Genomic DNA, 15,067 nt, shown 5'->3' on the forward strand with positions numbered 1-15,067 from the left:
GGATGTGGAAGGAAAGTACCAGATATCTCCCCGGATCGGATTCGGATATCCCATATCGGACCGGGGTTCCATCCATGTTTCCTTCGGTCAATTCCTTCAGATGCCCCTGATGGATAAACTCTATAAAAACCCCCTATATCAGATGGGAACCGGTACGGGGCTCCAGGGTGAAATGGGAAATGCCGATCTGAAACCTGAACGGACCAATCAGTATGAAATCGGGCTGCAGCAGCAGATTTCCAATGATATAAAACTCCAATTGGACATTTTTTACCGGGATATCCGAAATCTACAGAGCGGGGATAAAATTATTGAGACCTATCAGCAAGGTACCATGTATTCCATTTACAGCAATAACGACTATGCTGAAATCAAAGGAATTACAATCTCGCTGGAAAAAAGGTATTCAAACTATTTCAGTGCCTTTCTGGATTATACCTATCAGGTGGCAGAAGGGGTTTCGGTGGACCGGAACGCGGCATACAACGCCATCAATAATAACATGACCCCTGAGAAACAACTGATTCCCCTGGGACACGATCAGCGGCACACCCTGAATGTCACCACCAATATCGGTGTCCCGGGAAACTGGAATGTGGGAATTATTGCCAAATGGTCTACAGGGATGCCTTATACCATTGGAAATCTTGAGCTGGTTCAGCTGACGCAAATTGCCAATACAGGTGTCAAACCGGCAAAAACAAATGTTGATATGCGATTTGACAAAACTCTGAATTTTGCAGGAATAAATTTTAATCTCTATGTCAGAGTCAGCAATTTGTTCGATACGATGAATGAATATAATGTTTTTGACGATACGGGACGTGCCACTTATACGACCCTGGAAAATAAATACAGTGAAACACAAGCCAGTAAAATGATTAACGATCTCAGGGAGCATCTGATACAGCCCACCGATTTCAGTCATCCGAGACGTGTCGTTGCTGGTGTTCAATTTGATTTGTGAGAATACTATGAAATATTCAAGTAAAAAGCGTTTTTTCCTTCTTATTGTTCTTATTGTTCTTCTGGGACTGACAACGGTTCTTCCTGCAGAAGAAAATTCACTGGATCATCTCATGGGGGATCGTACAGCCCGGAAATCGGGGATTATTGCCGGAAATAAGGTACGTACTCTTTTCTACAATTACGGCGTTGTCGGTGGAGATATTACCGGAAGTTCGCCGGAAGGGGAATGGCCCATCGGCAGCGGGAACAGCTACATCGGCGACGTGTCCATACTGGTTGGCGTTGAACTTCCCCGGAAATGGGAAAAGAAAGCGGAAATTGATGAAAATTCAATAGCTGTCCTGGATGGTGTGGAATATGAAATTATCGATGCTCAGACATATTTGAATGCGAATAAGGATACGGTGAAAGTCATTACACCCAATACTATCAGAATAAAGGGAATCGATTACAATGTGAGCCGCTATTTTTACAGTTGCAAGTCCTTAAATATTTATCCTGATTCACTGATGCATCTTATATATCAGGACACAGTGTATTATGTTGGGACCAATGACGGGCCGAGAGGAGCAACAGACGGCCCCGGAGGTGCTTCAAACATGTCCTGGACTTTTGAACCTCTCCCCGGATTTGCCGATCCCAATCAGGATTATGTCCCCCTGGCAACTGATCTCGATCTGGACGGTGACGGAAAGCCTGATACCTGGCCATGGTTTTGGCCTGATCACCCGGACTGGGTGGATGTGAACGGAATCCCTGAATGGAACGGATATTTTGGCCGGGGGATATCCACCGCCGATGAAGAAACCTTTTTCTATATGGATGATGCCAGTGATTTTGAATTCAATTACGAGAAAAACGGGACCGGTCAACTGGTTTTTCTTCCTGACAGTACAAACACATCACGCTTCGGCTTAGGTTTGCGTGTTAAGGTCCGGGCCATGCAATGGGCCCATTTCATGGCGCAGGACATGATTTTCTGGCTGTATGAAATTGAAAATTTTTCGGACTGGGATTACAATAAAGCCAGTTTTGGTATGGTTGTGGGGACCCTGAGCGGAGGACGTTGTAATGATCACATCGATGCTCAGGATGATCTTTCTTATTTCGATATGGAAGAGAATATGTGCTACAGCTGGGATGCCCCGCCGGCCTACTCACCCTGTTTCGACGGACCTGTAGGATACGTTGGATATGCATACCTGGAATCTCCGGGGAACCCTTACGACGGCATTGATAATGATGGGGATTTTCAAAAACATACAGCGCCGGCTCCCCAGTTTACCGAAGAGGATTTCGATCCGGTCACTTTTGATATCGGTGATCAGATTGTTCTGATTGACGGGGAAACTTATGAACGGGAAGTCAAAATCATTGAAGAACTTCCCCTGACGGTTACTACTCAGGGACGAAGCATGACAATAAACCCGGGGGTGAATTACGAAGAAATCATTGGCAATCTTATTGATGATGATTTTGATGGTTTAATTGATGAAAACTACAATGCCCACTACTTATACCGCATCAAACCCCTGAGGGCGGAAGTCACCCCCAAACCGCCCTTGAGGTATATAGATTATTTCACCGGGGCGGGTTTGGATAACCTGATGATCGATGAATCCCGGGATGACGGCATTGATAATGATGGTGACTGGGATCCGGCGACTGATGATGTGGGAGCGGACGGCAAACCCGGTACCCGTGATGAAGGCGAAGGGGACGGTTTACCCACACCGGGCGAACCCAATCTGGATGCCACGGATATTGATGAATCAGATCAGATCGGTCTGACGTCTTTCAACTATTTTACACCGCCTGGCAAAGTCCGGATGAATGATGATTATAACTGGGATATCAGCAGTCCGGGCGGTTTGTGGAACCGGATGCAGCCGGGTAACTATGATGAAATCAGTCTGGAACCGGTGGATGGTGATTTTATTTACGGAGCGGGATATTTCCCCATCCGGAAAGGACAAACAGAACGCTTTTCCCTCGGCCTGGTCTACGGGAATGATGAAGCGGAAATGTATAAAAACAAACAGGTTGCCCAGCAAATATATGACGAAAACTACAACTTTACCCGTCCCCCTGAAACTCCAATGGTGAAAGCGGTTCCCGGGGATGAGCAGGTGACCCTCTACTGGGATGATCTGGCAGAATATTCCCTGGATCCCTGGCTGGGGTACGACTTCGAAGGATACCGGATTTACAGGGCTACGGTTGAAGGTTTCAACGATATCAACACAATTACAAATGCCTACGGAAATAAACAGTTTTATAAACCCATGGTTCAGTTCGACTTAGTGAACAATATCAAAGGAAATTATGTGGGAGATCTCAACATTTCCGGCGGTATTTCATTTTACCTGGGTGATGATGATAACGGTCTTGAAGAAAACAAGGGGATTACCCATAGCTGGACAGATACAACTGTTGAAAACGGAAAGATGTACGTCTATGCCGTTGTTTCCTATGACCGTGGCGGAAGCCATCTGGGTATTCCACCTGCGGAATGTTCCAAACGGGCTGTCTACTCCGGTAGTTCCTGGAATTTAGGGACCAATGTGGTTGTAATCCGTCCCGGAGGCTATGTATCCGGCTACGAACCCGGACATATTACCGGGTCGGTAACTCATTCACAAGGGACCGCTTCCGGCAATGTCCGGGTGAATGTGATTAATTCCTCTATGCTGCCGGATGCGTGGAACGGGCAGACCCGTGAGCTTGAAATCCGTTTTGTGGATACTTCACATGACCTGTATGATAACAACGGAAACTGGTTTGAAACACCGGCAGATTCTGTTGATGATATCAACAGAAATCAATATCCTGATGACGGTGAACCCGACTATAATGCCCTGGATCCCGCAGAAGCTCTCACCCAAATCACAACGGGCTGGTATTTGATTGATGTGACAACCTCTGTCCCCGATACACTGGTTTCGCTACAGGAACAGGTGATGCTGCCTCAATCCCTGTTGCCGGAAATTGGAACAGCGATGAACAAACCCGATTTGCCAACACTATGGCAACCGGCAACGGCATATCGTCTGCCGTTCAATGAACTGGGACTCGAAATTCTTTTTGAAAATGACTGGGTAATTGAACCGGATCCTGAAAACAGCGGCTGGAATGGCGCGGCAACTGTTCCCGTTAATATCCGTCAGGCTTCCGGCGGATATCGAAATGGAGATGCATTTGTTTTTATGACCGGAGTCAGCGGCCAGTCCACAGCCTATGATGTTTATCCGGCATCCACAACAGATTTTACCATCAGTTTGTTGAATACAGGGTCACCGTATCCTCTGAAATTTGCTTATGATGATCAGGTACCTGCCGGGCTTTCACAGGATGATAAAATCATAATTCTTCGGCAGCTTGACAATGGCATCAATTATCCCACCTGGGAAATCAGCTTCTCAGGAGATATTTCTTCCGTGTCGAATGATGAGTATGCCTTTCATTTCAAGCGTCCCTTTACAAAAGAGGATATCTTTCACTTTTCTGTACAGGGGCCTGTAGTGCATGAAGAACAGGCGGAAGAATCCCTTGACCGGGTGAAAGTGGTTCCCAACCCGTATTACGCGGCTGCCAGCTGGGAATTCCGTGGTTCTGCTGCGGCTGCCAGCTCGCTGGTCGGCAGGGGAGACCGGAGAATCGCTTTTATCAATGTACCGCAAAACGCCACAATCCGAATATATACAGTCCGGGGCGATCTGGTTCAGGTGCTAAAACAGGATGGCGGAATCTCAGACCGGATTTTCTGGGATTTACGGTCTAAAGACGAAATTGAAATCGCCTATGGTATATATATTTTTCAGGTCTCAATTCCATTCTCCGATAAAACATATACCGGCAAATTTGCTGTGATAAAATAAGGAATGAAGATGAAGCGTTTTACAATAGCAACAGCCATTATTATTATAACCCTGTATGCCGCTCTGTGGGCCCAGTCAATCCACCCCGTGCCACCGGATTCTCCCGGCCTGAATGCCGTTCCGGGAAATGGAAAAGTAACACTTTACTGGGGAACCGAAGCGGAAAATCACATCGATACAGTCAGGCAAATGCTTTATCCCTCGTCTCCGGAAAAATGGAATGATTTTGAAGGATACCGGATTTATAAAAGTGAACATCATGATTTTAAAGATGTCTACACTATTACGGATGTCCATGGGAATCCCGTCTATTACAAACCGGAGGTTGTTTTCGATAAAATAAATTCCCACGAAGACCTCTTTACGGGAAATTTCGGGATTAAAATGCCGCTGGTACTTACTGACGAGAGTGAAAATCCAATGACAGAATCACTGCCACCCTTCTTTCCAGATATCCGCCCTTATGAGCCTTTTTCAACTCTGAATGGAGAGTCTTTGAAGGGTGACTGGATATTGACAATCCGGGACAATTATGCCGATACCAAGATGGGTGTCCTGAAAAAATGGGATTTAACCCTGAACGGTGTCAAACGAACAGGTTCTGTTGACCATCTGACGCTCCAGTCCAACGGTTCCTTTGAAACATGGGATGTTTTTAATCCAACCCACTGGCAGGCTGTGGATACCAACGCATTCTATATTAAAACCGATTCATCCCTCTATGTTACCGAAGGCAAATATGCGGCACAGGTCCTGCTTCGGAATAAATATGTGACTTCAAAACTCGATTCCATTGAAATTTATCAGCGTATTCCCTATATGGTTAAAAACTCACAGTATACCCTTTCGGCGGATATTTATCTGGATAGTAATGCCACGGCTGAGGTGGGCTTCAGGCAATATTACGCCGTCGCATCCGGATTATCCCAGTCTACGTCAGAGGAAATGAAACCGGTGAAATTTTCAACCTCAAAACCTGGCGGGAATCGATTCAAATACAATCAAACAATCACGCTTCATCCCGATTACCTCTTTGGGGAATTTTTTATCCGGGTCATATCCAATGATACTGTATCAGTCTATGTTGACAATGTCACAATCCGGGGAAACCGCTATTTTGGTGATGAATTTGTTACAACGATTCGGGATACATTGAATATAGGATCGTCTGGAACGGTTTCTTCCATGGAAATGACATTGGACATGAGACACGACTGGGTGTATATGCTGGATATTTTCCTGGAATCCCCGTCCGGTACCGTCATTGACCTTATAAAAGGGGAGTATATTCCCAGTATTTACGGTGAAGGCGGTATTTCCTATTATCTTGGTGAGAACAGCGGTTTGAAATACTCCTGGGTGGATCAGGAAGTGGTGAATGGGAAACGCTATTTTTACGCAATCACTACCTTTGATTCAGGTGATACTCTTTACAATATTTTCCCCGCAGAATCAAAGTTTACAACCGAGTACGATCCCATCAACGGAACCCTGGAAATGTCTGATAACGTTGTAACAGTTGTACCCAACTCCAAAGCTGCAGCCTATGAACCGGCAAAAATGGTAGGAGGAGGAAATACACTGCCCCATGTGCAGGGACCGGGAACAAGTAAAATTTCCCTTGAAATTATGGATCCGGTGAAAATTACTGACAAGCATCTTTATCGTCTGGTGTTCAGAGATACCCGTGATACCAATATTGTGGACCCGTCCATTACCGGTTCCCCATACAAAAGAGTCATTCCCTACACCTGGGATTTCTCACTCCTCAACACTACAACAGGCGACACCCTGATCGAAAATTCCACTCAATTCAACCGGATTACGCCCGTTGTGGAAGGATTTCGCCTGAATGTTAAGAACGAGTCAACCGTTACAATCTGGGAAGACAGTACGGAATGGATATCAGTGGATGCTTTCAAGCGACCCAATCTTGTTTTTTCAACAACTCCCAACTTTTCCGGCCGTCCCTATCCCACAGATTATAAAATCACCTTCTATGCAGATACCGTGGACAGCAGCATCGAATTCACATCCACCTTCGATAAACTGGACGTCCATCCCGTGAAATATCTGGTCCAAGATCTGGTAACCGGAAAAAAAGTCGAGACAGGTTTTTCCCAAATTGCCAACACTTATAATAATTTTATTATTTATCTATTTTATGAAGACACGGTGAATTACAGCGGGGCTGATATTTACAGGCCGACCTGGTCGGTAAAAATGGAATCTCAGGGTAAGAATGTGATTTCCCTTCAGAATGAGCAGATTGGTGGAAGGGGTTATTGGACCGGCGATACAACGGCAGTCCAAACAGAAGCACGCATTGCAGGAAGACCCCCGATCATCATGGGTAATCGGGCCATCAAGATGACCCGTATCGTCACTTACAACAATAATCCCCTTTACTATTGGCGCCGGTACCATTTGGAGCCGGGATATTACAGATCCTACTTTTTAGTTCAAGCGGATGAAGGGGATATTAACATGGCTTTTGAATCGAAATCGGGAAATTTGGTAAAACCCTTTACTATAACCCGGGATGCCGGCTGGCAGGAAGTGCATATTGATTCACTGATTCTGGCGGAAGAAGATTCCCTGGCTCTGGTTTGGTATCCTGAAAGCACTGACAGTGCCACGCTGAAAATATCCTACATCTCCATACTGGAATACTATCCCATTACACCTGAAGATGAGCTGATCATCAGGACCAAAAAGCCATTCCGAAAAGAGGATGTTTTTGAATTTAGCATGGAACAGGCTTTTGTGAATGAAGATTCTGTTAAAAACAGTCTGGAGCGTGTAAAAGTTGTCCCCAATCCATACGGGATTGCTTCGTTTTATACCTTTAAGGATGAGTACGGAGGACACGAAGACGGAATACGGTTTATTCATGTTCCCTTGGGAAGTAAAATCCGGATTTATTCTATCAGTGGTGCTTTTGTGAAAGAACTAATCCATGATGGATCCCTTGAAGATGGAACCGTTTTCTGGGATTTGAGGAATAAAGACGGACGAAAAATTGCTTACGGTGTTTATCTCTATTATCTGGATGCCGGTGAGCATGGAACCAAAACCGGAAAATTCGCAATTATAAGATAACGTGAACAGAGGATATGATTATGAAAAATTCATTAACGGTATTTCTCATTGTAATTCTTTTGATAGGCAATCCACTTATGGCTGCACAGTCGAAAGTGGCAACGACAGCAGCACAGTTTCTGGGAATTGGACAGGGTGCCAGAGCCCTGGCAACAGGCGGTGCTTTCAGTGCTGTGGCTGATGACCCTTCAGCCCTCTACTGGAATGTAGCCGGTGCAGCAAATCTGGAAAAAAACGGACTCCTGTTCAGTCATACAAACTGGTTTGCCGATATATCGTATCAATACTTTGCCTTTACTTATAAACTTGGATATTCCGGCACATTCGGTCTGAGTTCAACCTACCTGAATTACGGATCCATGGAACGGACAACTATTGAAAATCAGGAAGGCGACGGGACAAAATTTGAATCCTATGATTTTGTGGTTAACCTTCACTATGCCATGCAGATGAGTGATAAATTTTCTATCGGTGGAACGGTTAAATACATTGCCCAAAAAATCGATATCCAACAGGCTTCGGGAGTCGCCTTTGATCTGGGAACCCTGTATAAACTGGATTTTAAGGAAACACAAATCGGCATGAGTTTTTCCAATTTCGGCACCAAAATGCAGATGGATGGAAAAGGCCTCTATGTTAATCACGACATCGACGACAGCTATGACTCCAACCCGGAAGTCAATGCGGTTCTTTTAACGGATAAATACAATCTGCCTGTCTTTTTCAGGGCCGGTGTATCTATGACCGTTCTGGATAAAGATCCTTTTAAAGTCCGGATTGCAGCCGATGCTCTCTATCCAAATGACAATACCCCCAGCCTGAATTTGGGAGCCGAGTTCTCTTTCCTGGAAAGATTTTATGTCCGGGGCGGCTATAAAGATCTGGCACAAAAGGATAATGAAAGCGGACTTACATTTGGCGGTGGGGTTCGCCTTTTCTACGGAACCCAGGGTGAAGTTCTTATCGATTATGCATATCAGAGCATGAAATATCTTTCACCACCACAGTATTTTTCCGTGATTTTATATTTCTGACACAGGAAATGACAATTGCAGACAGGGTGAACGGGTACTCACCCTGTTTCATGTTATCGTTATGATTAAAAGAATTTATATCACATGCTTCAGCGTTATCATATTTCTCGGGTGCCAATCACAAAAAAACCCGAAAGAAGAGGTTTTTGCCCGCATTAATGGCGAAGTCATCACGGTTGAGGAATTTGTTTATACCTTCACACCTCAAATCTGGTTTATGAAAAATCCCTTAGAAAAGGATGTGTTGAATTATCATGCCGGCAGGATGATCCGTAACGTCCTTTTTGCCCAACATCAGGAAGAATTGGGAATTCATGATCCGCTGGCTTTAAGAGATGAAATGGCAGAGGCTAAGCGAGAGGCTGTAATCGATGAGATGATCCGGATTATGATCGATGATTCCCTTGAAAATTTATCCGAAGAAGAAGTACGCGATGCCTACCGGAAAAGTCTTGAATACCGGGAAGTCCGTCATCTCTTTTCTCCTGATTCGGCCCTGATTCGCTCCTGGTATCAGGAAATCCTGTCCGGGCAGGAAACTTTTTACACTCTCTCACAACAAGCATTTCAGGATACATTTCTGGCAAATCATGGAGGATATCTTGGATTCATCACCTTTGGTGATATGATCCCTGAATTTGAAGAAATGGTCTTTCAAACAGAGCCCGGAAAGGTATCCAAACCGTTTAAAACATCCTTTGGCTGGCACATCTTGTCTGTTGAATCGGTGCAAACAGACATGCTTCCTTCGGAAGATGATTTTCAGGTAAACCGTGACCGAATCAAAAATAAAATTCGCCGGGTAAAAAAAGAGAAGTTTCTCTCCGGTTTTTATGCTTCTCTTGTACAAAAGAGGAAAATAAGGCCTGATATTTTGGGTGTCCAGGCTTTGAGCCATCTCATCAAGTCCAGCCGTATCACAGGAAAAAGTCTTGCCAATAATATTCAGGCTTATCCCTCCGAAGCCCTTGTCCGGGAAGTTCTGAACAGGTCCCAGGATATCTGGGATAAACCGGTTATCTACATGGATGATGATTATATTTCTTTAATAGATATACTTCCCCTTCTGAAAAGGGTTCCTTTAGCGCTTCTATACAGAAATCCCTCACAGGCCGTTCTTTTTGCCGTGCGGGATGAACTGGTGTATCAAATGGGGCTTGAACGGGGACTGGAAGAGCTTGAAACGGTGCAAATGAAAATAGGTGTGCGGCGCAAAGACTGGCTGAGCAGACAATTTGTTACTTCCCTTACCGATACGATGACCATCCATTACCCGCCCGGTTTAAATGAAGATGAAATGAACCGGTATTCCCGGGAAGTTAAAAATACCCTTATTCATCAAACATATCTGGATTTAAGGGATAATGCCCGTGTCTGGACGGATATGGATAAAATTTATACGCATTATGATAACATGAAATAAATAGAGGATTACATTATGCTGGCACTTGATTATGCGATTGTTTTTGTTTATCTCGCAGCCATGATTTTCGTGGGACTGATGATGCAACGGAAAGCGGAACAGGGAATTGATTCCTATTTTCTGGGGAACCGTAACCTTCCCTGGTGGGCACTGGGAGCATCGGGGATGTCCTCAAATCTGGATATCAGCGGAACCATGATTATTGTTGCCCTGGTTTATGCCATCGGAGCACGGGGGTTTTATATTGAAATTCGGGGTGGGGTTACCCTGATCATGGCTTTTCTTATGATTTTTATGGGGAAATGGAATCGGCGGGCCGGTGTAATGACCATGGCGGAATGGATGAGTGTCCGTTTCGGGAATGACAAGGAGGGAAAACTTGCGCGAACCATTACAGCTATTGTCAGTATTATCGGTACGATTGCCATGGTTACCTATTTTGCCATCGGCGGTGGTAAATTTCTGGACGAATTTCTTGGAATTCCTTCATTTGCCGGCCTCCCCGGTGCATTCTGGGCTGCTACAATCCTCATTATCCTGGCGATGATCTATACCGTTGCTTCAGGTCTCTATGGGGTTGTATGGACTGATGTCTTTCAGGGAATTCTTATTTTTGGGGCTATCATGTACATCGTCGTTAAAGCCATGTCCCTGAATGTGCCTGAAACCTTTTCCGTCACCATGCCCATGAAAGACGGGACCTTCGCCAGCTTTCCCACCACCTTTTCGGAATGGGCTAACCTGCTTCCAAGATGGAAACTGAATATTCATCCGAACAGTGATTATTCCATGTATAATCTGTTTGGTCTGCTTACAATGTTTTACATTTTTAAAACGATCATTGAAGGAAGTGGCGGAACCGGAAACTACATGATTCAACGCTATTATTCTGCCAAGAACGATAAGGAAGCCGGATATTTATCTCTCTTTTGGACTTTTCTCCTCAGTTTTCGCTGGCCTTTCATTGGTGCATTAGCCGTTTGGGGGATATCCCTGGGGAGCCAGATTACAGATCCGGAAATGGTTCTGCCGATTGTTGTTAATACCTTGCCGGTGGGTATTAAGGGATTTATGATTGCCGGCCTGATGGCTGCAGCCATGTCAACCTTCGATTCCACGGTAAATGCTGGAGCTGCCTATTGGGTGAAAGATATCTATCAGGTCTATATCAATCCGGAAGCGGATCATGATAAACTGATGAAACAAAGCCGGTGGTCCTCCATTCTGATTGTTGTTGTTGGATTAGGACTTATGTTAATCATCAAGAATGTTAATGAGATCTGGGCCTGGATTACCATGAGCATGGGAGCCGGTCTTATCATTCCCCAGTTGATCCGCTGGTACTGGTGGCGCCTGAACGGTTTCGGATACGCCATCGGCATGGCTGCCGGTATGCTGGCGGCTATCCTATGGAAAGCCTTTTCACCTCAGGCAACTCCCGAGTACTTTTCTTTCCTTTTTGCTTCAACCATATCATTCCTCGGGACAATCATTGGAACCTTGCTGACAAAACCCACAGATGATGCGGTTCTGCAGGATTTTTACAACCGGACCCGCCCTTTCGGGTTCTGGAAACGCTTTAAAAAGAATCTTCCCGAGAAAGAAGTTGAAAAAATTGACAAGGAAAATAAACGGGATATCGTTTCTACCTTCATTGCCGTTCCCTGGCAGATTGTCCTCTTTATGTTTATGATGAATCTGATTTTTAAAGTCTGGAACCAGTTTGTTATCCTCCTGCTGCTCCTTATTGTTTTAAGTACCGGCCTCTATTTTAACTGGTTCCGCCACCTGTCTGAAAAACCCCGTATTCCGCGGCGCAACAAGATGAAATAGATTCAATTAAAATACTTTAACCGGGAGGAATGGAAATGTATTCTACACCATTCCTCCCTATAAGAAAAAACTCACATGCATGAAGAACTGTTAAAAAAACTGAATACCCTGGGCTTCACTGTCTATGAATCCAAAGCATATCTGGCCCTGCTGAAAATAAGCCCGGCCAGCGGCTACGAGGTTGCCCAGGAATCGGGTGTTCCCAGAAGCGTCATTTATGATGTACTGCGTAAACTGGAAAAAGCCGGTGTAGCCGGAATTGTTCATGACAAACCCAAAAAATATGTTCCTCTGCCGCCGGATCAGCTGATTTCCATGCTGGATAACCAGTTCCATCATAATATTGAATCCCTGAAACACGATCTGGAAGAATTCTCCGAAGAAGGACATACAGGACACCTCTGGAATATCAGTGGGTATTCCACAATTATGCAAAAAGCACGTGAATTGATTCGTAAGGCAAAAAAAACCGTCTATATTTCTGCCTGGGGATCCGAAATTGAAGTCCTGAAAAATGATATAAAAGATGCTCTGAAACGGGATGTTAAAGTTATTATCTTCTCCTTTAATCCCCTCCCGATGAAGCACACATATTTTTACTCCTATAATATTGAGGAAAAACTTCTGGAGCAGAACTGGAACCATAAAATCGTTCTCGTGACGGATAAGCAGGAAGTACTGATGGGAGAATCGGATAAACGCTACCCCCAAAGAGCTGCCTGGACCAATAACGAAGCAATCATATCCATCGCTATCAATTATATTATTCTGGATATTACTCTCTTTGGACAACGACGTGAAATCAATGTCTCCGAATCGGTAACCGATATGATGAATGGTCACCTGAACGGTCTTGAAGGACTGCTTCATAAAAAATAGTATCCGGAAAAACCTGCCGATATGAAAAAAAGAAAGAAAGTCTGTTCTACTCAAATTATTATACTGACCAGAATTCTCGCTTTTATTTTCTTTATTCCATTGCTTTTATTGGGAAATCCCGTCACATCCGAACCTTCGTTTCCAACCCAAGTTGATTCTATCATTGTCTATTATCATGCTGATCAGGGTAACGGGGCACTTGCAGGAAGTGACGACACCCTCTATGCCCATACAGGAGTGATTACGGATAAAAGCAACAGCCCGTCAGACTGGAAATACGTCGTGACCCCCTGGCCCGGCGAGGGGTCGGATGCCAATCAGGTAAAAAACCGTCTGGAACGCCTTGAGACAAATCTGTATAAACTGGTAATCGGATACCCGGCTGACTATTATCAGGTGCCAGAAGAGGAGCAAATTCTCAAATTAGCCTTTGTCTTCCGAAACCAGGATGGGTCACTTGTTGGAAGAGATTCCGAAGATAAGGATATCTTTCTGCCCCTGTATAAAGCAGGACTCACTTCTGTTCTTATCGAACCGAAAGACCGGGATAAATATGGAGATCCTGACCGCAATCCTCTCTTTTTAAACAGTGCCGACACCCTCTCTGTCCTTTTTACGGCAGCTGCTCTGGGGGTTGATGCCGATTCGCTGATTGTACTTCGAAACGGGGAGAGATTGTTTTTAACTATACAGGATACCCTGAGCCTGCATTATCCGGTTCCCACCGCCTGGAAAGGCCGGAATTACATACAATGTGTCTCCCTGTCCACCGAAGGTGTTTCAGATACCCTTTCGTTCACACTGATTGTGGATCCCGCCCCACAAATGATAACCAAACCCTCTGAAGTTAGGAACGGTGTATTTTCTCTTGACGCCAACAGCGCACTCTTTTCATTAATGGCACCCAACAAGAGCTTTGTCTATCTTCTGGGGGATTTTAACGACTGGAAGGTGGATGATGCATATCTTATGAACAAATCGAGCGAGGGGGATAAAACATGGTTCTGGTTGGTGGTGAATTCCCTGAATCCCGAACAGGAATATGCCTTCCAGTATTTTGTGGATGGGGAAATCCGTGTTGCCGATCCCTATGCCGTGAAAATTCTCGATGAAGGGGGAGACCCTTATATCCCCAGGGAGAACTATCCAGATCTGAAACCTTATCCGAAGGGGAAAGCCGAACATATTGTCTCAGTCTTTCAACCTTTTCAGGAAAAATACAAATGGCAGAATGAACCCTACTCAGTTCCACCCCAAACAGATCTGGTGATCTATGAATTGCTGGTACGGGATTTTCTGGAGGATCGTTCCTACAAGTCCCTGACAGACAGCCTGTCTTATCTGAAAAAGCTGGGTGTCAATGCAATACAATTGATGCCGGTTATTGAATTTGCCGGAAACGACAGCTGGGGATACAATCCCACCTTTTTCTTTGCCCCGGATAAGGTTTACGGAACAGAAAATGATCTGAAGGCTTTTATCGACTCCTGCCACGGAGCGGGAATCGCTGTCATTCTGGATATTGCCCTCAACCATGCCTATGGCGATTGCCCCTTTGTCCGCCTTTACAACGAGGGGGATTTCGGAGCCCCGCTGGCTGATAATCCCTGGTTCAATGTGATTGCTCCCCATCCTATGAGCGTGGGGTACGATTTCAATCATGAGAGTCCTTACACCAAAGCGTTGATGAAGGAGATTACGACACACTGGATTGAGGAATATCATGTTGACGGATACCGCTTTGACCTGTCCAAAGGATTCACCCAGACCTATTCAGGAGATGATATGGATATGTGGAGCCGGTATGATCAAAGCCGTATTGACATTCTGGGTGAGTATGCGGCCCATATACGATCTGTTAAATCGGATGCCATTTTGATTCTTGAACACTTTGCCGATAACGATGAAGAAACAGTCCTGGCCCATAACGGGTTTATGCTCTGGGGAAA

General features: G+C 45.0%; 8 protein-coding genes. All 8 read left to right on the forward strand.

Going from position 1 to position 15,067, the window contains the following annotated elements; genetic code table 11:
- The coding region (locus J7K63_02245; protein MCD6233845.1) for a TonB-dependent receptor at positions 1–967 on the forward strand (967 nt) is incomplete at its 5' end.
- A 7-nt stretch (positions 968–974) separates the two neighbouring features.
- Positions 975–4,847, forward strand: a complete 3,873-nt coding sequence (locus J7K63_02250; protein MCD6233846.1) for a hypothetical protein — start codon at positions 975–977, stop codon at positions 4,845–4,847.
- Between the two features lie 9 nt (positions 4,848–4,856).
- On the forward strand, positions 4,857–7,949 hold the full coding sequence (locus tag J7K63_02255; GenBank protein MCD6233847.1) for a hypothetical protein: 3,093 nt from the start codon (positions 4,857–4,859) through the stop codon (positions 7,947–7,949).
- A 20-nt stretch (positions 7,950–7,969) separates the two neighbouring features.
- Positions 7,970–8,983, forward strand: a complete 1,014-nt coding sequence (locus J7K63_02260; protein MCD6233848.1) for a PorV/PorQ family protein — start codon at positions 7,970–7,972, stop codon at positions 8,981–8,983.
- A gap of 61 nt (positions 8,984–9,044) precedes the next feature.
- A complete protein-coding gene (locus J7K63_02265) occupies positions 9,045–10,406 on the forward strand; it encodes a peptidylprolyl isomerase (GenBank protein MCD6233849.1) in 1,362 nt (453 codons plus the stop codon).
- A gap of 15 nt (positions 10,407–10,421) precedes the next feature.
- Positions 10,422–12,239 carry a sodium:solute symporter gene (locus tag J7K63_02270; GenBank protein ID MCD6233850.1) on the forward strand — a complete coding sequence of 606 codons (1,818 nt, stop codon included), beginning with the start codon at positions 10,422–10,424 and terminating at the stop codon, positions 12,237–12,239.
- 75 nt (positions 12,240–12,314) lie between these two features.
- Positions 12,315–13,118 carry a TrmB family transcriptional regulator gene (locus J7K63_02275; GenBank protein MCD6233851.1) on the forward strand — a complete coding sequence of 268 codons (804 nt, stop codon included), beginning with the start codon at positions 12,315–12,317 and terminating at the stop codon, positions 13,116–13,118.
- Positions 13,119–13,139: 21 nt separating this feature from the next.
- Positions 13,140–15,067 (forward strand): alpha-amylase (locus tag J7K63_02280; protein MCD6233852.1); only part of this gene is annotated, 1,928 nt, incomplete at its 3' end.

Source organism: Candidatus Neomarinimicrobiota bacterium (assembly GCA_021157965.1).
Lineage (GTDB): Bacteria > Fidelibacterota > Fidelibacteria > Fidelibacterales > Fidelibacteraceae > Fidelibacter.